This window comes from Fictibacillus arsenicus, assembly GCF_001999465.1.
Classification (GTDB): Bacteria; Bacillota; Bacilli; order Bacillales; family Fictibacillaceae; genus Fictibacillus; species Fictibacillus arsenicus.
The window spans coordinates 336407-357125 of the sequence record NZ_MQMF01000003.1 but is presented as its reverse complement, the minus strand read 5'-3'; the positions used below and the strand labels follow the sequence as shown (position 1 = coordinate 357125).

The 20719-nt window shown below is 38.3% G+C and carries 18 protein-coding genes; 14 read left to right on the top strand and 4 right to left on the bottom strand.

Features of this window, described 5'->3' with window-relative positions; translation table 11 throughout:
• Positions 1-202: 202 nt before the first annotated feature.
• The gene (locus UN64_RS15730) at positions 203-1654 is read right to left on the bottom strand and encodes a UDP-N-acetylmuramoyl-L-alanyl-D-glutamate--2,6-diaminopimelate ligase (RefSeq protein ID WP_077364465.1); all 1452 of its coding nucleotides are present in this window, start codon (positions 1652-1654) and stop codon (positions 203-205) included.
• Between the two features lie 127 nt (positions 1655-1781).
• Positions 1782-2939, bottom strand: coding sequence for an aminotransferase A (locus tag UN64_RS15725; protein ID WP_077364463.1), 1158 nt, complete (start codon positions 2937-2939; stop codon positions 1782-1784).
• A 173-nt stretch (positions 2940-3112) separates the two neighbouring features.
• On the opposite strand from UN64_RS15725, the gene bcbE reads away from it, so the two are divergent.
• Positions 3113-4372 carry a bacillibactin exporter BcbE gene (gene bcbE, locus UN64_RS15720; RefSeq protein WP_077364461.1) on the top strand — a complete coding sequence of 420 codons (1260 nt, stop codon included), beginning with the start codon at positions 3113-3115 and terminating at the stop codon, positions 4370-4372.
• A 181-nt stretch (positions 4373-4553) separates the two neighbouring features.
• On the opposite strand, the gene UN64_RS15715 is transcribed toward bcbE, so the two are convergent.
• Positions 4554-5165 carry a cyclase family protein gene (locus tag UN64_RS15715; RefSeq protein ID WP_077364459.1) on the bottom strand — a complete coding sequence of 204 codons (612 nt, stop codon included), beginning with the start codon at positions 5163-5165 and terminating at the stop codon, positions 4554-4556.
• A gap of 4 nt (positions 5166-5169) precedes the next feature.
• Positions 5170-6669 (bottom strand): glucose-6-phosphate dehydrogenase, encoded by a 1500-nt coding sequence (zwf, locus tag UN64_RS15710; RefSeq protein WP_077364457.1) that lies wholly within the window; start codon positions 6667-6669, stop codon positions 5170-5172.
• 95 nt (positions 6670-6764) lie between these two features.
• Between zwf and UN64_RS15705 the strand changes: the two genes are divergently transcribed.
• The 13 genes from UN64_RS15705 to UN64_RS15645 all read left to right on the top strand — a co-directional run bounded on the left by UN64_RS15705 (position 6765) and on the right by UN64_RS15645 (position 20691).
• Entirely contained in the window at positions 6765-7598 is an 834-nt protein-coding gene (locus UN64_RS15705) for a sulfurtransferase (protein WP_077364455.1), read from the top strand.
• A gap of 50 nt (positions 7599-7648) precedes the next feature.
• Entirely contained in the window at positions 7649-8479 is an 831-nt protein-coding gene (locus UN64_RS15700) for a PHP domain-containing protein (protein WP_077364453.1), read from the top strand.
• 73 nt (positions 8480-8552) lie between these two features.
• Positions 8553-9149: a trimeric intracellular cation channel family protein gene (locus UN64_RS15695; protein ID WP_077364451.1), complete on the top strand. Its 597-nt coding sequence runs from the start codon at positions 8553-8555 to the stop codon at positions 9147-9149.
• Positions 9150-9247: 98 nt separating this feature from the next.
• Positions 9248-10108 (top strand): putative beta-lysine N-acetyltransferase, encoded by an 861-nt coding sequence (gene ablB / locus UN64_RS15690; RefSeq protein WP_077364449.1) that lies wholly within the window; start codon positions 9248-9250, stop codon positions 10106-10108.
• Positions 10109-10166: 58 nt separating this feature from the next.
• The gene (locus UN64_RS15685; protein WP_077364447.1) at positions 10167-11567 is read left to right on the top strand and encodes a sigma-54 interaction domain-containing protein; all 1401 of its coding nucleotides are present in this window, start codon (positions 10167-10169) and stop codon (positions 11565-11567) included.
• A gap of 429 nt (positions 11568-11996) precedes the next feature.
• Positions 11997-13424 (top strand): lysine 2,3-aminomutase, encoded by a 1428-nt coding sequence (kamA, locus tag UN64_RS15680; protein ID WP_077364445.1) that lies wholly within the window; start codon positions 11997-11999, stop codon positions 13422-13424.
• Between the two features lie 14 nt (positions 13425-13438).
• Positions 13439-13711, top strand: a complete 273-nt coding sequence (locus UN64_RS15675; RefSeq protein WP_077364443.1) for a YokU family protein — start codon at positions 13439-13441, stop codon at positions 13709-13711.
• A 74-nt stretch (positions 13712-13785) separates the two neighbouring features.
• Positions 13786-15153, top strand: coding sequence for an aspartate aminotransferase family protein (locus UN64_RS15670; protein WP_077364441.1), 1368 nt, complete (start codon positions 13786-13788; stop codon positions 15151-15153).
• Between the two features lie 14 nt (positions 15154-15167).
• Entirely contained in the window at positions 15168-15896 is a 729-nt protein-coding gene (locus UN64_RS15665; RefSeq protein ID WP_077364439.1) for a CoA transferase subunit A, read from the top strand.
• Positions 15839-16501: a 3-oxoacid CoA-transferase subunit B gene (locus tag UN64_RS15660; protein WP_077364437.1), complete on the top strand. Its 663-nt coding sequence runs from the start codon at positions 15839-15841 to the stop codon at positions 16499-16501. The genes UN64_RS15665 and UN64_RS15660 overlap by 58 nt, the downstream gene beginning before the upstream one ends.
• Before the next feature lie 19 nt (positions 16502-16520).
• A complete protein-coding gene (locus UN64_RS15655; RefSeq protein ID WP_077364435.1) occupies positions 16521-17780 on the top strand; it encodes a peptidase in 1260 nt (419 codons plus the stop codon).
• Positions 17780-19087 carry a 4-aminobutyrate--2-oxoglutarate transaminase gene (gabT, locus tag UN64_RS15650; protein ID WP_077364433.1) on the top strand — a complete coding sequence of 436 codons (1308 nt, stop codon included), beginning with the start codon at positions 17780-17782 and terminating at the stop codon, positions 19085-19087. The genes UN64_RS15655 and gabT overlap by 1 nt, the downstream gene beginning before the upstream one ends.
• A gap of 161 nt (positions 19088-19248) precedes the next feature.
• Positions 19249-20691 (top strand): hypothetical protein, encoded by a 1443-nt coding sequence (locus UN64_RS15645; protein ID WP_077364431.1) that lies wholly within the window; start codon positions 19249-19251, stop codon positions 20689-20691.
• Positions 20692-20719 lie beyond the last annotated feature (28 nt).

The window sequence follows — 20719 nt, the reverse complement described above, 5'->3', positions numbered from 1 at the left end:
CAGGATTTACTGGCAGACGCAGGAGCACAGATACTTCCTTATGAGACCCCGGCATGCTTGAATAGCCTAGTGGGCTCAACGTACGCCTCGTGGAAAGCGAGCCTCCTGGAGCGGAAATCAATAGCTTCTAATCGCAACAATGAATACGAAAATATCCATAAAAAAACAGCACTGCCGCCTGAGCATGTGCTGTTTTTTCGTTTTATAATGCTGCTTTATTCAATGATTGAAAAAGTTTAACTGTAGATAAATCGGAATCTGAAGGGTATTGATATTTTTCTTTGTAGCTCTCAGGTCCTTTTCCCGTTATAATGACGACACTTTTTGGAGGGGCTTCACTTAATGCATAAAATATAGCTTCTGTTCTGTCAGAAATAACTGCGGGAGTGTGGGGGCCAGCAGGTATAGCTTCTTGTGTTTCTTGAATAAGCTGGTCACTTGTTACTCCATCTAAATCATCAACAGTTAAGACGGTTTGATCGCTATATTCTAAAGAGATGCTTATCATTTCCGATCTTTTCGTCACATCTCGATTTCCTCTAAATCCAAAAACATGATAGAACGGGCGACTGCCCGCTTTTTTTCTGGCTGCTTCTAATACTTGTGAGACCCCGTCAGGAGTATGTGCGTAATCGATGATCACTTCAGTTCCATTAAAAAGAGTAAATTCCTCAAACCTGCCAGGGATGCCTTGGAAGTTCTTAAGATAGTTGATGGAATCCTTTATAGGTACACCGTAATCAAGTGCAGCAGCGATAGCGGCAGTAGTATTTAGCGCGTTATAATCGCCAGGCAAAGGAAGAGGGACTGTGACATGCAGTGTTTCATGAATAAGATTAAAATAATTTTTCCCTACATCTTCAATATAAAAGTTGTCAGTTTTTCTTTTTCCATACGTCCAAACCTGTAATGTATTCTTTGAAGACAATTCCTGAATTAAACGTTTTCCATAGCTTCCTTCACTGCAAATAATAGCTGTACCTTTTGGTTTTATATATGAAAAAAGTTTTGCTTTGCACAGATAATAAGATTCCATCGTACCGTGATAGTCCAGGTGATCATGAGTTAGGTTCAAGAAGATGGCCTGATCATATGTGATTCCTTCGATCCTATTTTGTTCAAGGCCATGGGAACTTACTTCCATTACAACTGCCTCGTCATTACTTTCACTCAACATTTTCTGCAACGTAACTGGGTCAGGGGTTGTGTGAGAACTTTTGAAAATTTTAGAATTAATAAAGTGATGAACAGTGCCGAACAATGCAGTTGAAATATTATGTGATATGAGGATGTGCTGCAATAGAAAAGAAGTCGTGGTTTTCCCATTCGTTCCAGTAATGCCTGTCATCTTATGCTTTTTGTATGGTTCATCATAAAAATAAGAAGCAGCAATACTTAACAGACGCTTCGTATCTTTTGCGTAAAAGTAGAGTCCAGAGGCTGATGTTTCACGATATTCACCAACTACAGCTGCAGCACCATTCTCAAATGCTTCTTGTATGTAATGATGTCCGTCCGCCTGCACACCTGAAATAGCAAAGAACAAATAACCCGGCTTCACTTTTTTTGAATGAGAAGTAATACCGGTGATTATCGGATCTTGATCTGTTTGGGCCGTAATGTGCAAGTGGCTTAATAATGCTTTTAAATTCACGGAAACGTCATCCTTTTATTAAAGTATTTGTAGTGTTTTTCTAATTTGAGTTCTTATACACGAACCTAAATTTAACCGTAATATGGTTATGTAAACTATTCGAAAAAACTGCCCAATTTAGGGCAGTTTAAGAAATAGTTTTTATAAAATTTTCTAGACCGTTCATACCTTTTTCCAGTTGCTCTAAAGATGCTGCGTAAGAGATTCTGATATAACCCTCTCCAAGGGAAGAAAAGGCATCGCCCGGTACGACAGCTATACGTTCTTTTTTTAGGAGATTTAAAGCAAATTGATATGAACTTAAACCAAATTGCTTAACAGGAATGAAAAGGTAAAAGGCGCCATTAGGTTTTTCAAAAGCAAGTCCCATCTGCTCCAAACGACCAGAACAGTATTCCAATCGTTTTTTATATTCATTTCTCATTGGAGCTGCATCATCTTTGCCGTTAGTCAGCGCTTCTATAGCAGCAGCCTGGGAAATCGTTGATGCACATGTAACATTGTACTGATGAACCTTTAAAACATGCTGAAGAATTTCAGAAGGGGCAAATAAAAGACCGATTCTCCAGCCAGTCATGCTATGCGATTTTGAAAGACCATTAATAACAAAGGTCTTATCTCGCATCCCATTATAAGATGCTATAGACCGATGTTTACCGTTATATCTAAGTTCACTGTATATTTCATCAGAAATGACAAAGAGATTTTGGTTACATAAGTAAGCAGCCAGTTCGTCAAGTTCATTATCTTCAAGAGTTACCCCAGTTGGATTGGATGGAAACGGAAGAATAATGGCTTTAGTTTTAGGGGTAATAGCTTCTTTAATAAGATCTGGTGTTACTTTAAAACCTGTTTCTGTAGTATCGATATATATAGCTTTCGCTCCGCAAAGTGTAATTACGGGCTCATATCCTGGATAAACTGGTGCAGGCAATAACACTTCATCACCTTCAGACAAAATGGCTCTCAAAGAAATGTCGATTGCTTCACTTGCTCCCGCAGTAACAATAACTTCATTTTGATGGTTATAGTTTAGATCATATTTTTCATAAACAAATGAAACGGCAGCTTTTCTTACTTCTTCATAACCAGCGTTATGTGAATATACGGTTTGATTATTATGTATAGCTTTTATCGCTGCCTCCTTTACATGCAGTGGAGTAGGAAAATCAGGCTGACCAAGAGTGAGGGATATTGCATCTGGGTATTTCGCCACCTCATTAAAAAACTTGCGTATACCTGATATTTGAATGGATCTGGCGCGGCTGTTTAACAAATGTTCCATTAATCATAACTTCCTTTCGTCTTCCACATGCGGTTTCTGTGTATTTTTTCAAAATTTACTTTGCAATAAGTGTAGCTTTAATTTGTTTCTGCAGTCAATGGGTGGATTTTCTTGTATGGTTTCAGCACTTTTTACAATACTAAAGAGGTAATAGTACGGTTGTGGAGGATATTATGGAAGCAAAGAAAAAATGGGATCTGCTTGCACTCGCATCAATTCCACTCGTAATGACGCTGGGAAATTCGATGCTTATACCTGTTTTGCCTGAGATCGGAAAGGAATTAAAGATTTCATCATTTCAGGTCTCGATGATCATCACAGTTTATTCAATTGTTGCCATTCTTTTAATACCTATCGCGGGTTACCTTTCAGATCGATATGGACGTAAAAAAGTAATTATCCCGAGTCTTTTTATCGCGGGGATTGGTGGATTAATCTCCGGATGGGCGGCCTGGCAAGCTGATAATGCATTTATGCTTATCCTTGTAGGAAGGTTCCTTCAGGGGGTAGGTTCTTCTGGTGCTGCACCAGTTGTTATGCCTCTAGTTGGAGATATGTTTAAAGACGAGGAAGAAGTAAGCTCTGGTTTAGGCTTGATTGAAACGTCTAATACGATAGGAAAAGTTTTAAGCCCGATTCTGGGGGCTTTTTTAGCCACAATTATTTGGTTTTTGCCTTTTTGGCTCATTCCCGTATTCTGTGTTCTCTCTATTTTATTGGTGTTATTTTTAGTTAAAGTTCCAAAGAAAGACCAAGAAAAGCAGCCATTTAAAGAGTTTTTAAAAAATGTTAAACAAATTTTTCATAATGAAGGCAAATGGCTTATGGCTATTTTTTTTATCGGCGGAGTTATTATGTTTGTACTTTTTGGAATTTTATTTTACCTGTCGACAATCTTGGAAGAAAAATACGGAATCAAAGGTGTTATGAAAGGCTTAGTATTAGCTGTACCTTTATTGGCGCTATCAATATGCTCCTATATAGCAGGAAAAAAGATAAAACAAAACAAAATAGTTATGAAATGGTGTACGTTCATATCCATGGTTCTCCTCGGAGGATCTGCCTTCTTGATTACTTTTTTTGAAAACGTGTATTTTTTATTAGGGGCATTATTCATTGCCGGAATTGGTATTGGAGCAGCATTGCCCTGTTTAGACGCTTTGATTACAGAGGGAATCGAGAAGGAAGCGAGAGGAACAATAACCTCTATTTATAGCTCTATGCGATTTGTGGGAGTGGCTTTAGGTCCTCCAATCTATGCAGTATTAATGAAATCATCACACGAAATCGTTTTCTATACATCTGCAGGCGTAAGTATTCTTGCTGCAATAGCCGCCTTTTTTGCTATAAAACCTGAAAAGGAAAAAGGCGGGGGAGATGAAGGCAGTAAAGAAGTAAAGCCTGCAAAGAAATTAGAGCCGGCAGTAGAGTAAGATTCAAGAGCAACAATGTATGCGAAAACAGCTTTTTGTTTCTTTGATAAGTTGATTCCGAGCAGCTACATGAGTATTCTTCTCGTAAGGCATGCGTAAACGCAGGAGCAGAAACCAACCAGATGTAATACGCGAAAAAGGCAATTAAAAAACAGCGGACTCTCAGCCGCTGTTTTTTTGCTTATTCTTCTATCAATACAATACGTGCAGGGGAGGCATCTAGACCCCTGATTTTTAATGGAGCAGCAACCATCAGATATTCTCCCTCTGGAACATCTTTTAACTGCAGACCTTCAATAATGATGACATCATTTTGAAACAATTGTTTGTGAGTAGGATGATTTTCTTGAGCACGCTCGACTCCGAGAGCATCGATGCCTACACCTGATACTCCGATTTCAGCAAGATTTTTTGCTGCTTCTTGATTTACATAAATAAACTCAAAGTTAAATTCTGTATCCCAAGAGTTCTTCGTTTTAAAAAGTACAAAATCACCTTTTTGTATATCTTTGCCGGTGAGATCATCCGCTTTAATTGAATCTTCAGCATGTGTAAGATCAATTACTTTTGCTTTTCGGACTAATTTTTCTAACGGCAAAGTTTCAATCGTATCACCGCCAGGCACCATGTGAAGAGGAGCATCAACATGTGTTCCTGTATGAACATCCATTGCGATTCTAGTTTCGGTAACATGACCGTTTTGTGAAGTGTCAAAAGAAGGCTGTTTTTCAGGTTTGTTCTTATATACAGGCATACCTTCAAAAATTGGTAACGAAACGTCGTAAATTTTCATTTGATTAACATTCCTCTCTAACTTTAGTCGGTTCCCACCATGAATGACCATCTGCGGTTAATAATTGTTCTGCTTCTATAGGCCCCATGCTGCCCGAATTGTAATACGTTAGTGGAGCACCGGCGCCATTCCAAGTTTTTGTTATGCGGTCAATAAACTCCCAGCTTAACGCAACTTCATCCCAGCGTGTAAAGTATGTGGAATTCCCTAATAAACAATCGTGAAGAAGCTTTTCATACGCTTCAGGAGAGTTCATGTCAGTAGCTGATTTATTGTTATAAGTCATATCGATCGGCAATAGATCTGATGTGTCTCCTTTTGGTTTAGCATTCAGTGTGAGACTGACACCTTCATCAGGCTGAATATGAATTCTTAACAAGTTTGGCTGATATTTTTCTGTATTAGCATGATAGAGAGCCATAGGACCTTGTTTAAACTGAATTACAATCTCAGTTGATTTAACAGACATACGTTTTCCTGTACGAATATAAAACGGAACGCCTGTCCATCTGAAATTGTCTATGAACAGTTTTGCAGCAACAAAAGTTTCAGTTTTTGATTCCGGATCTACATTTTCTTCCTTTAAGTAGGCGGGAACTGATTCACCTTTAATTTTGCCATCTGTATATTGGCCGCGAATAACATTCTTTCTTACTTCTTCTTCGTTAAAGAAACGCAAAGAGCGAAGAACTTTTACTTTTTCATCACGGATATGTTCTGGTTTTAGTTCACCAGGCGGTTCCATGGCTACCATCATAACCATCTGGAGCATATGGTTCTGTACCATATCCAATAGAGCACCTGATTTTTCATAATAAGCTGCTCTGTCTTCAACCCCTAAAGTCTCACTCGAAGTAATCTGTACAGAATCAATATATTTATTGTTCCAGATCGATTCAAAGATCGCATTTCCAAATCGGATCACTTGTATGTTTTGTACCATCTCTTTTCCGAGGTAGTGATCAATACGATAAATATCATCTTCATTAAAACTTTGCTGAATTTCTTCATTCAGTTTTGTAGCAGAAGGGAGGTCATGACCGAATGGTTTTTCAATGACAATTCTCTGCCAGCCATCGGTATTTGTGATGCCTTCTGATTTTAGGAATGTAGGTATGGTACCAAAGAAACTAGGCGCCATCGCTAAATAATATAAACGGTTGCCATTTGTCTGATAATCTCTATCTAAAACGTTCAGCAGTTCTTCAAGCTCATGATAGCTAGGTTCACTTGTAACATCCATTTTTAAATAATAAAAGTGAGAAGCGAATTTCTTTACCCTATCACTCTCGGTGCCTGGCGTGTGTTCGTTAACAGCTTCGTACACTTCTTGCTGAAATTGCTCGTGTGAATATTCTTTTCTGGATACACCTACAACAGAAAAGTTCTCTTTCATATGACCCTTTTGGTACAATTGATAAAGAGCAGGAAAGAGTTTTCGGTGAGCGAGGTCACCTGTCGCTCCGAAGATTACAATAGAAGCATTTGGAATACTATGTATCATTTTGCAAGTCACTTCTTTCTATCTGTTCTAATAGTTACAGTTTTCCCTAGATGAAGATAAATTAACGAAAATACTTCATAAAAGGAGGTTATCTTATGTCCAACTTAGTAAGTCCCGAATGGGTGGACAGTAAAATAGAGGATGAAAATACTGTTATTTTCGATTGCCGTTTTTCACTGGCTGACCCGGAAATGGGTTATAAGGTGTACGAAAAAGATCATATCGAAGGAGCATTTTATGCTGACTTAGATAAACATTTATCTGGAACCATTACAACTCATGGCGGCCGTCATCCGTTACCTTCCGTAAACATACTATCACAATTTTTAAGCAGTTGTGGAGTAGACACTGAAAAAATAATAGTAGCTTACGACGACCAGTCTGGTACAATGGCAGCCAGATTCTGGTGGCTTATGAAATATGCCGGACTGAAACAAGTTTATGTTATGCAGGGCGGTTACACACACTATAAAGAAAAAGGGTACGCTGTCTCAAGTAAAGTGCCTGATAAAAAGTCATCAGAAATTAAACTTGATATTAATGACAACATGTTAATTACACGCGATGAAGTGGTTAAAGCTGTTCAGCAAAAAGATAAGTTGCTTATAGACGCAAGAGAACCTAACCGTTATAAAGGGATTTCCGAGCCGATCGATCCGGTCGCAGGACATATACCAACAGCGATAAATGTCCCGTGGGAGATTCATTTTAGAAAACCTGGCTGGTGGAAAGATAAAGATGAAATGAAGAACTTATACAAAGATCTAATCCTGGATAACAAAAAGCCAGTTGTTTATTGCGGCTCTGGTGTAACTGCTTGTGTAAATGTACTTGCAATGAGTGAAGCAGGATTAAAGCTGCCAATATTATATGCAGGCAGCTGGAGTGATTGGATCAGTTATAAGGGGCATGAAATAGAAACAGACTAAAAAATATAATTTCACGTACCGTATTTAAAATAGAAATGGATGTGAAAACCATGAAACAAGGAGATCTTCATACCCATACTACTGCTTCTGATGGAACTTTTTCACCAGCACAAAACATTCAGCGGGCAGTTGAGAAAGGCCTGAAAGCTATTGCAATCACTGATCACGATACAATACACGGAGTTGAAGCTGCACTTGAAGAAGCAGATAAGTATGATGATTTTGAATGCATACCGGGTATTGAGATCAGTACACTTTATAAAGGACAAGATATTCATGTACTAGGATATTATATTGATTATAAAGATAAGAATTTTCTTATGACATTGAAAAAGCTGACTTCAATAAGAGACCAGCGAAATAAGATGATTTTACAAAAGTTAAATGAACTGGGTATTCAAATAGATGAGTCAGAACTAGAAGCAAAAAGATGTGGTGAAGGAAACGTAGGCAGGGGGCATATAGCTGAGATTTTAATGGAGAAGGGGTTCGTGAATTCACTTCCTGAAGCATTTGAAAAATACTTGGGAAAAGGGAAAGCCGCATACGCAATACCTGATCGTATTTCACCTTTAGAAGCGGTAAAAATTATTCAGGATGCAAGTGGTGTCCCAGTGTTAGCTCATCCTGGAATCTATGATGCTGACGAGCTGATTCCTTTATTAAGTAAAAACGGACTGGCAGGTATCGAATGCTGTCACCCTGATCATATGATAGAACAGGTTCAACATTATGAGAAACTAGCAGATAAATATTCCTTAATAAAGACTGCGGGCAGTGATTTTCACGGCTTTAGGAACGGTGAGGTTTTTCACGGAGATATAGGAAGCTGTACGGTTCCATTAAGTACATTGCAATCTTTAAAGAATTTTTGTAAATAATCCTTGCCAGCAGGCTCGTAACCTTATAAGATTCAATACGGAGAGTTATTGAATACAGAGAGGAAGTACGAGTTTGACTTGGGATTTATTAAATATCATTGGCACGATCGCATTTGCAATCTCAGGCGCGCTCGTTGCTATGGAAGAAGATTATGACATATTGGGTGTATTTATATTAGGATTGGTTACTGCTTTCGGTGGAGGAATCATTCGAAATGTATTAATAGGACTACCTGTAGATACGATTTGGGAACAGGGTCTTTTACTTAAATCAGCCCTAGTTGCTATGGGTATTGTCTTTTTTATGCCGGAAAACTTAATTCGATTCTCAAAAAGGAGTTTGCATTTCTTTGATGCAATCGGTCTTTCAGCTTTCGCTATTCAAGGGGCGATAGCGGCTTCAAGTATGGGTCATCCTATGAGCGCAATTATCGTTGCTGCAATTTTAACCGGAATAGGCGGGGGAATCATTCGTGATATTCTAGCTGGCAGAAAGCCCGTAGTGCTGCGAGAAGAAATTTATGCGGTTTGGGCTCTTTTAGGCGGATTAATTGTAGGTTTAAATATCGTGAACGGAACAATTGAATATATGATTTTATTTATTTGCCTCGTTATCTTTAGAATGCTGTCACTTAAATATAAATGGAAGCTGCCACATAGAGCATTGTAATGACAAGCTTATTAGCCACCTTATACGGGTGGTTTTTTTGTGCAGGAATTTATCCGTAATTTATGGAATTTATGTAAAAGAGACAGGAGGGCTGACAAGTGTATACCACTTTTTATAAAAACGAAAAAATTCAACAGCCGAATTTTACAGCCGAAGTTTGTTTTGATTATTATAACGAGCGGATCCGAATTGATGACTACCGCGGAAATGTAAGTTTATTATCCAAATGGCTCGATGAGATCGTTTTCCAAAATAAATTTCAAAAAATAATAATTAAATCCCGCCACGATGATCTTCCCGAATGGCTTGAGTTAGGTTTTATTTATGAAGGGGAGTTTACGGGTTACTTTAACGGTGCGTCTGCAGTTTCTATGTCCAAGTATTTTAATAACGAAAGAAGAAACAGCAGCTATTGGATAGAAGAAGACAAAATTATAAGAGACGTATTAAAGCTTTCCCCAACTTCAATATCTAATCCTATGCCAAAAGAATATACATTGCGGATGGCAGATGAACAAGACGCAAAAGATCTGGCAGATTTATATAGTCAAGTATTTGAGGTATATCCAACACCAATGGACGACCCGGAATATGTCCTCAAAATGATCAAATCCGGAACATTGTTCTGTGTGGTAACTCATCAAAAAAGAATCGTAAGTGCTGCATCAGCTGATGTTAATACTTTTTATCATAATGCTGAAATCACTGATTGTGCAACGCTCACGGAACATAGAAAATTTGGCCTTATGAAACATTTGATCGATCACTTGGAACAAGAACTCTTCAAAAGAAAAATATATTGTTCCTATTCAATAGCGAGAGCCCTTTCTTTTGGCATGAATGCAGTATTCCATCAAAAAGGGTACGTTTATAAAGGTCGACTGGCTAACAACTGCAAAATTTTCGATAAATATGAAGATATGAATATTTGGGTTAAGAATTTATCCGAAAGTATATGAGTGCCTAAAATTCGGCACACGCTGACAAATAATCGGCATAAAAGGGCGGTGTTGTTTCATGATTTCTGGATCAATGGAAACAGCTGAAACATTAAATGCGATTTTAAAAACAATTGATGAAGGCATTCATGTAGTAGATGCAAATGGAATGACTATTTTCTACAATTCGGTAGCTGCCTCTTTAGACGGTTTAACTTTAGAAGAAGTGCATAATTACCATGTTTTAGATGCCTTTCCTTCTCTTACAAAAGAAACGAGTACTTTATTGAAAGTTATACAGACAGGTACTCCAATATATAATCAGCATCAAGCTTATACGAATCGAAAAGGAAAACAAATCGATACGGTAAATTCAACTCTTCCTCTTTGGCTAGATGGTGAATTAATTGGTGCCGTAGAGGTTGCAAAAGATATTTCCAAAGTAAAACAGCTTTCAGATCAGCTCCTCGATTTGCAAGCAAAAATGAAAACATCAACAAATAAAACCAATAAACAAACCTTTGCTACCTATCATTTTGATAACATTTTAAGCTTAGACCCTTTACTTAACGATATTAAGGAACAATGCCGAAAAGCATCTCGAACAAGTTCTCCCATAATGATTTATGGTGAAACCGGGACAGGAAAAGAAATGTTTGTACAAGCTATTCATAATGAATCACCAAGGGCAAATAAACCATTTGTCGTGCAAAACTGTGCGGCGATTCCAGGGCCTTTACTTGAGGGGATATTGTTTGGCACGAAAAAGGGAAGTTTTACAGGTGCAGTTGACAGGCCCGGGGTTTTTGAACTGGCTGACGGAGGAACATTATTTTTAGATGAAATTAATTCAATGCCTGTAGAACTGCAAGCAAAGCTTCTTCGCGTTATCCAAGAGGGTGTGGTTCAGCGTATAGGAAGTACAAGTTTAAGAAAAGTAAATGTAAGAATAATATCCGCTCTGAATGAAACTCCTGAACAATGTTTATCAAAAGGTCTTTTAAGACAGGATTTGTATTTTAGATTAAATGTCGTTTATATAGAACTTCCGCCGTTGCGTGAAAGGCACAAAGATATTTCCTATTTATCAAATTATTTTTTACAAGAATTAAACACTGCTTTTAAAAAGAATGTGCTGGGATTAACACAGGAAGCAGAACAATTACTTAATGAATATAGCTGGCCGGGAAACATTCGAGAGCTGAAACATGCCGTCGAGCATTGTATGAATTTTGCTGATAACAACACAACGATTGGTGAACCTTTATTGCCGAAGCATATAAAAGGTACAAAAATTATTAGAACAGAAAATCACATACCCCATCCCTCAACAATACCTCCATTGAGGAAAGCTTTAGGAGAATATGAAAAGCAGATCATACAAATGGCTCTAAAACAAACCTCGGGTAACATTCAGCAAGCTGCAAGAATATTGCAAGTTCCTAGACAGACGCTTCAATATAAAATAAGACAAAAATAAACCGCCGGAAATTCGGCGGTTTTTCTATTCCATTAAGGCTCTTTTCTAAAAGATTGTTGCTTTGGATGTTTTCGTTTTTTCTTCCTATGCAAGTTGATTGAAACGTAAGGTGCGTGCCTACCACATGAGAAGCTTCTCGCTTAGGCATGCGAGGAGGAAGCTCACATCGAAATAATTTACTTGTAAACGCAGGAGCAAGGAAACTTCCATGAAGCGGTCAGGTGGAGACTCCTAATGGCGCAAAGCGGCGATCAACTACAATCGGAGAGCAATAATGTATACAAAAACAGCCTTCATTAAATCACATATAGGCTCGAAAAAGCTCTAACATGCATAAACTATATTGTTATTTATTATTCGGATATTTCAGATTAATTGGCATGAATCTTGCATGCGTTATGAAGTGTAGAAATAAAGGAGGTCATATATATGCCGGTAGTTAATGGATTGTTTAAACCTAAGAAACATTGGAAAGAGTATGAGCTTTGGAAAGATGTGACTGAGGAGCAATGGAATGACTGGTTATGGCAGCTTACAAATACAATCAGAAATTTAAACGATTTAAGAAAAGTGGTTAATTTGACACCAGAAGAAGAAGAAGGCGTTAAAATTTCTACTATGACAATTCCTTTGAACATCACACCTTATTATGCATGGCTGATGGATCAAGACGATGCTAGATGTCCTATTCGTATGCAGTCTGTACCTATTGGAAAAGAAATATTAAAAACAAAATACGATTTAGAAGATCCGCTGCATGAGGATGAAGATTCTCCTGTACCTGGGCTTACTCATCGTTATCCGGACAGAGTTCTCTTCTTGGTAACCAACCAATGTTCCATGTATTGCCGTTATTGTACAAGAAGAAGATTCTCTGGGCAAATTGGGATGGGTGTTCCTAAAAAGCAGCTTGACGCAGCCATTAATTATATAAGAAATAATCCACAAGTAAGAGACTGTTTAATCTCCGGGGGAGATGGACTATTAATCAATGACAATATTTTAGAATATATTTTAAAGAATCTAAGAGAAATACCTCACCTTGAAATTATTCGGATCGGGACTAGAGCACCTGTTGTTTTCCCGCAAAGAATTACAGAAAACTTATGTAATATCCTGAAGAAATATCACCCTGTGTGGCTAAACACACACTTCAATACTTCTTTAGAGATAACAGAAGAGTCAAAGAGAGCTTGTGAAATGCTTGCGAATGCAGGGGTTCCTGTCGGCAATCAATCTGTCATTCTAGCAGGAATTAATGACAGTGTACCGATCATGAAAAAGTTAATGCATGATCTTGTAAAAATAAGAGTTAGACCTTACTACATCTATCAGTGTGACCTATCAGAAGGAATCGGTCATTTCAGAGCACCAGTATCTAAAGGTCTTGAAATTATTGAAGGATTAAGAGGGCATACATCTGGGTACGCTGTTCCAACATTCGTTGTTGACGCTCCTGGAGGGGGAGGAAAAATCGCTGTTCAGCCAAATTATTTGATCTCTCAATCTCCTGAAAAAGTGGTACTCAGAAACTTTGAAGGTGTAATTACTTCCTATCCTGAACCGCAAAACTATCAAGCTGGCAGAGCCGATGCCTATTTTAATGAAATCATGGGGACAGACCATATTAAGCCCGCTATCGGTGTATCTGCATTAATGCGTGACGAAGCTTTCAACTTAGTTCCCCAAGGATTAAAACGTTTAGAACGAAGAGAAGATTATGGCACAAACCCTGAACATAGTTCATTAAAAGATAAACGGGATAAACGTGATGAATTGAAAGAGAAAAAATTTAAATTTGAACAAGAGAAAAACGCAGGAGTTTCAAGTACGCCTGAAGAACAAAAGAATGCATAAGAATGGAGGATAACATGAAGTGTTTATGGTGTGAAAATGAAAATACAGAACAAACTGCCTGCACAGGTTATTGGGAACTTCCAGATGGCACAAGAGCAGTCGAAATAACTATAATTCCTTCAGTTTCCTGCCCGTCTTGCGGAATGGAGTATCAAGAAGACCATATTGTAGATGAAATAGAAGATCAGCTTATGCTCATCGACACAAAAAGGATAGATGCTTCTATTTCCTATACTGACCTGATGAGCATTCCGAGGTTTCTAAAGAAAAATTATTTTAAGCTTTAACAACACATAGAGGAAGGAAATGTCTGCTTCAATTGGCATTTCCTTTTCAACCTCACGAGGAAGGAGCCTTTTTTATGAGGAAATCACATCTCATTAAACCGGTTCTAGGAAATGATTATCCTGTAATCAGTCATGGTAAAGGAATCTACCTATATGACAAAGAAGGAAAACAATACATTGACGGATCATCAGGAGCTATTACCGCCAATATTGGGCACGGTGTACAAGAAATTGCGGAAGCAATGTGGAATCAGGCAAAACATGTATCCTTTGTATACCGATCTCAGTTTACAAGTGATGCCGCTGAACTACTGGCTGAAAAACTGGCAGAATGTGCACCAGGAGAACTAAATTCCGTTTTCTTTGTTAATAGTGGGTCTGAGGCTACTGAAACAGCATTAAAGATTGCTATTCAATATTTTCAAGAACAAGGAATTTTCACGAAAACAAAAGTACTATCGAGATGGACCAGCTATCACGGAATTACGCTAGGTGCTTTATCTATGTCCGGGCATCAGCTCAGAAGACAGCGCTTTAACTCTCTTTTGGAAGATTTCCCTGTTGCCCCAGCACCATATTGCTATCAATGTCCATTAAAGGATGCCTATCCGGGATGCGGTGTCAGGTGCGCTGATGAACTTGAAAACATCGTTCAAGCGATAGGAGCAGAACAGATCGCCGCTTTTATTGTTGAACCCGTGATAGGTGCTTCAGGTGGAGCTATCGTTCCTCCTGATGAGTATTATTCAAAAATTAGAGCGATTTGCGATAAGTATGACATTTTAATGATCGCTGATGAAGTAATGACTGGAATGGGCAGAACCGGAAAAATGTTTGCGATGGAACACTGGGGAGTTATACCAGACATCTTAGCACTTGGAAAAGGCATGAGTGCAGGCTATACCCCTATGGCAGCAACAATCGTATCAGACAAAATTATGAATGCAATTGAATCAGGAAGCAGAGTTGTGATGAGCGGCCATACGTTTAGTGCCAATCCTCAGTCAGCGGCAGCTTGTCTTGCAGTTCTTCATTATATGGAAAAAAATAATCTCCAAGAAAATGCAGCACTAATGGGTGACTATCTTCAAAACCATTTACAGCGTTTGCAATGGAAATATTCATTGATCGGTGATGTTCGTGGAAAAGGACTGTTGTGCGGACTTGAACTAGTAAAAAATCCTTTAACAAGAGAACCTTTTGAACTAGCAAACAAGATTACAGACCGGCTTTTATCAATTTGTTTTAAAAAAGGGCTGCTTGTTTATCCAGCGGTTGGCGGTGTAACAGGATTTTCAGGAGATTCTATCCTTATCTCTCCGCCACTGACGGTAACAAAAGAACAGATCAATGACATTATCGATATCTTTGATCAATCAATAAGCGAACTTACCAATCAATTAATCTCGGAAGGTTTATATATTACGGAAGCCACGAGTTGAAAGAGGTGTGGGAGATGGCACAAGTAAATAAACAAATTTCATTAGAAAGTGCATCTCAATATTTTTTTAACGGAATGTCACTTATGGTAGGCGGGTTTGGAGGGGTAGGTGCTCCTCCTTCTTTAGTGAATTTAATTCTGGAAAAGAATATTCAAGATATTTTTCTTATTAGTAATGATACTGGGTTTCCGTGGATTGGGCCAGGAAAGCTGATTACTGAAAAAAGAGTTAAAAAGCTGATTGCATCACACATCGGTTCAAATCCTGAAGCCGGAAAACAAATGCAAGATGGATCTTTGGAAGTAGAGTTTGTGCCTCAAGGAACGCTCGCAGAAAAGATCAGGGCTGGAGGTATGGGATTAGGCGGAATATTAGTAGATGTTGGTTTAGGTACTGTGGTTGAAACGAATAAAGAAAAAGTTCATGTGAACAGCAAAGAATATATGATTGAGACCGCTTTGACTGCAGACGTATCTATCATATATGCGAAAAAAGCTGACTTATATGGAAATCTCATATATGACAAAAGTGCACGAAATACTAACCCTCTAGTAGCGACAGCAGGAAACATCACGATCGCTGAGGTTGAAGAAATTGTGCCGCCCGGTTCATTAAATCCAGAAGAAATTATAACTCCTGGCGTATTTGTTGATTACATTATTCAAAGTAAAGGGGTGGACTGGAAATGGGTTTGGGAATTGAAACAAGGCACAGGATCGCAAGAAGGGCAGCACTCGAAATAAAAGATGGCATGACAGTTAATCTGGGCATAGGAATTCCAACACTTGTTGCAGATTATATCTCAAAAGAATTACATATTATGCTCCATACTGAGAATGGTATTTTAGGAATGGGCGGTTCGCCTGCAGAAGGTGAAGAAGATGGAAACCTCTCTAATGCGGGAGGGTATCCTGTTACGATTCAGCCAGGTGCTTCTTATTTTGACAGTGCAACTGCTTTCGGAATAATCCGTAAAGGCTTGCTTGATGTAACGATATTAGGTGCACTGGAAGTCAGCGAAAAAGGTGATATCGCAAATTGGATCGTTCCAGGAAAGCGTGTACCGGGCATGGGCGGTGCAATTGATCTTGCTCAAAAAGCGAAAAAAGTAATCATTTTAATGAACCATACAGACAAATTCGGAAATCCTAAAATTGTTAAGAATTGTTCTCTACCTCTTACAGTAAAAGAAGGAGCGCATATGATTATCACTGAAAAAGCAGTCTTTCATTGTGAGGACGGGCAATTATTCCTTAGAGAAGTTATGAATCCATATACCGTCGAAGAAGTTATCGATACGACAGGTGCTACTGTTATTGTTGATGAAAAAGTTTCTGTATTTCAATAAGTTCTGGGGGAGGACAGTCATGCTTCTAAAAGAAAAGCTCTCGAATTGGCTTTTAAAAGAACAAGATAATGCGATACGTTTTTTGCAGGAAACGGTTCAAGAAGCAAGTACAACTGGGAATGAAGCAGGCGTTCAAAATTTAATTGTGAGAAAACTGCACGATATGGGACTCGAAGTTGACATGTGGCACCCTGATGGGGAAGAACTGGCAAATCATCCTTATTTCTGTGCAAGCCGAACTAACTTTGGAAGCAGCCCTAATGTTGTGGGGATTTGGCGAGGAAAAGGAAAGGGGCGTTCACTTGTTCTAAACGGACATATTGATGTTGTTCCTGAGGGCGATTTAAATCAATGGGATGACCATCCATATAGCGGAAAAATTATCGATGGGAAACTATTTGGACGAGGATCTACTGACATGAAAGGGGGCAACTTGTCACTTCTTCTTGCAATTCAGGCGTTAAAAGAAACAGGAACAACATTAGATGGGGACTTGTATTTTCATAGTGTTATAGAAGAAGAGAGCGGCGGTGCAGGTACACTGGCTGCTGTTCTTAGAGGCTATACAGCAGATGCTGCAATTATTCCCGAACCAACTAATATGAAAATCTTCCCTGCTCAACAAGGGTCCATGTGGTTTAAGCTAACCATAAAAGGAAAGGCAGCACATGGTGGCACCCGTTATGAAGGGGTCAGTGCCATTGAGAAAACTTCTGTTGTCTTAGAAGCAATCAAAGCTCTTGAAACGACACGCAACAAAAGAATAACGGATCCATTATATAGGGAGATACCCATCCCAGTTCCCATCAATGTAGGGAAAATCTCAGGAGGAAACTGGCCATCTTCCGTTCCTGATACTGTTCAATTAGAAGGCAGGATAGGCGTAGCACCTCATGAAACATTAGAAGAAGTAAAACGGGAGTTAGAAGATTATCTTTCTAGTCTTCAGGATGAATGGCTATCGGAGCATCCTGTTTCTGTAGAATGGTTTGGTGCTCAATGGCTGCCCGGATCTATTGATACAGATCATCCTCTCATGAATACACTAATTAAAAACTATGAACATGTTAAAAAAGAACGGCCGATCATAGAAGCTTCGCCATGGGGAACTGACGGCGGCCTGCTTTCACAAGCAGGAAATACACCCTCTATTGTATTCGGACCTGGCGTTACTGCTGTAGCACATTACCCAAATGAATACATTGAAATCTCAAAGATTATTGAGGCAGCAGAAATTATAGCTTTAACGATTTATGACTGGTGCGGGGGGAGTAACTAATGAAGAAATCAGAAGAGTTATTAAAGAGAAAAGAGCTGAATGTACCAAGAGGACCTTTTAATAATGTATTAAGCTTTCTGGATCATGCAAAAGGCAGTACGATGACAGATGTTGACGGCAAGGAATACATTGATTTTGCGGGTGCTATCGGTACACTTAATGTCGGCCATTGTCCGCCAAGAATTGTTGAAGCATTAAAGAATCAAATTGATAAATACATTCATCCTTGTTTTCATGTCATGATGTATGAGCCCTATATACAGCTGGCTGAAAAATTAAATGAGATCACCCCGGGAACTCATCATAAAAAAACATTCTTTCTGAACAGCGGTGCAGAAGCAGTAGAGAACGCTGTTAAAATAGCTCGGAAATATACGGGAAGAAAAGCGATCATCTCCTTTGAACGCGGTTTTCATGGAAGGACACTTCTTGCCATGTCTTTAACTAGCAAAGTAAAACCATATAAGTTTGAATTTGGCCCTTTTGCTCCTGAGACATACAAGATGCCATATCCTTATTATTATAGAGATGAGCGCAATACGGAAGAAACCGATGCAGCGATTTTAAGCAAGTTTGAGGATTTCTTTTTAGGCGAGATTCCTCCAGAAGAAATCGCAGCTATTATTTTTGAACCTGTTCAAGGAGAAGGCGGTTTTGTTGTTCCATCAAAGACTTTTATAAAAGGACTTCGGCAGATCTGTGATAAATATAATATTTTATTGATTGCAGACGAAATACAAACCGGTTTCGGCCGTACAGGTAAAATGTTTGCCATGGAGCACTTTGATGTGGTGCCAGACTTGATGACAATGTCTAAATCAATTGCCGCCGGCCTTCCTATCTCTGCAGTTACAGGAAGATCAGAAATTATGGATGCACCTGCTCCGGGAGAAATCGGAGGAACATATGGCGGCAGTCCTCTTGGCTGTGTTGCAGCATTAGAAGTAATTGCTATGATTGAAGATGAGCAGTTATTATCGAAAGCAAATAAAATTGGTAAAATCATATTGGATACTTTTAGCAAGTGGAAAGATCAATACGAATTTATCGGTGACGTTCGAGGTATCGGAGCGATGTGCGCACTTGAAATCGTCAAAGATAAAAAAACGAAAGCACCTGATGCAGACAAAGCAAAGAAAATCATCGCTTTATGCAACCTAAACGGTGTTGCGATCATGGGAGCTGGATTATATAGCAATGTGATAAGGATTCTCTCGCCGCTTGTTATTTCAGAAGAGCAGCTTCTAAAAGGACTTAATATCATGGAAGCGCAATTAAATCATATAAGTGAGACAGTATCTATGTAATTAATCAACCCTTGCTGAATCTAAATCAGCAAGGGTTTTTAAATTCCCAAAAACTAGGATTTATTCATAAATATTCAAAATATTATGGTATTATTTAAGTAAAGAGAGAAAACAGGTGGGTCCTAAACTTAAAATTTATAACATAAAAAGGGGAATCGGCTTTGAACAGCAAATGGGGAAAAATCATTATAGGAGCTGTTTTATTAATCGGCTTTGTGATCTTTACACAATATGAAAAAAACGCAGAGCCAGCTTGGAAAGTAAACCCAGAAAACTTTACCGTTCTAGATAGCTGGGACGAGTTAATGGATTATGAAAAAATAAAGTACAATGAATTGAAGTTTGCAGACCATTTTAACTTATTCAAAGACAGTAATATTTCTGTTCCACTTTCAAATGAACACAGAACTCTAAGAATAGAAAAGACTTGGAATAATGGGTTTCAGCTTTACGTGCTTTACAGTGTGGATCTAAAAGAAAGAGATAAAGATGAAGGCGATGTTCCGAGATTGAATGTAGAAAAGGTTAAATTATCATCAAAGCAAAGTAAAGAATTTTTAGGCAGTGCAGAAATATATCCTGGTGAAACTTCGTCAAAAGGATATGTTTATAAACATCGCTTATACAACTCAATGATGATTCATCCCGAATTTAATAATGCTGTATATACACAAGAAGATTGGGAAGAAGTGATGAAAAGTAACCGGTTCGAACTAAATGACATCACGATGAGCTCGAAGAAAGGAGTAACACATTTGAAGCCTATTGCTTTTCAGGTTGAACCAGTTCAGATAAACGGCCTTCCAAAAGCTATTGCATCAACCCCTATTAATCAAACTTTGCATGTGAATAATGGCGATGAAATAAATTTAAGAAATATGGAATTTTATCAGATAGGTTCCAGAATTATGCTAGATAAAAAAATTGATAAAGACTTGGTTTCTCTGATTGGAGAAGTTAATATTAATGACAGAAAACATAAAGTTGAATATGAAATTCAATCAATAAATGAATCAGAGGATTTTATTCAAGGATACTCACTAATGAGTGAGCTGTTTAATTTAGAGGAATCTGATGAAGGAAGTTTTTCAATAACACATTCTGTTCACCGTACCAAAAATGAATATTCTTTCTCTGTGCCTAAAATTGACCTAGAGAAATATAACGCTAATCAAGCAGAAGGGGTAACGAAAAACGAATTAGTTGTAAACGAAAATGATGTAAAAGTGGTTTATGAAGGGTTGTACTGGGATGACGCAAATAATCAAGGCGGTATTAAATTCTCATTTGAAACTTTGCCTAAACAAGACTCTATTCAGGATTTCTATATCTACCCTCGTCCCAGCTATCATTTCAGTCCTCAGTCACACGAGGATCGATTCGCGAAGAACCTTGTCTCTGTTAAGGATTCTACAGGTAAACAACTAGAAGAATTTGACATAACCCAAATTTACCAAGACGAAAAATCTTCCTTTTTAATTTATTTTTACAACGGTTTGCCTGTTGATGATCTGTCAATTACTCTTTCACATCTCACTCACATCAAGCCTTTAAAAAATAATGTCGTGGTGCCATTGAAACTTCCTTCTGCTAGAAACGAATAAAACAGTAAGACTGCCTAAAAATTATGGC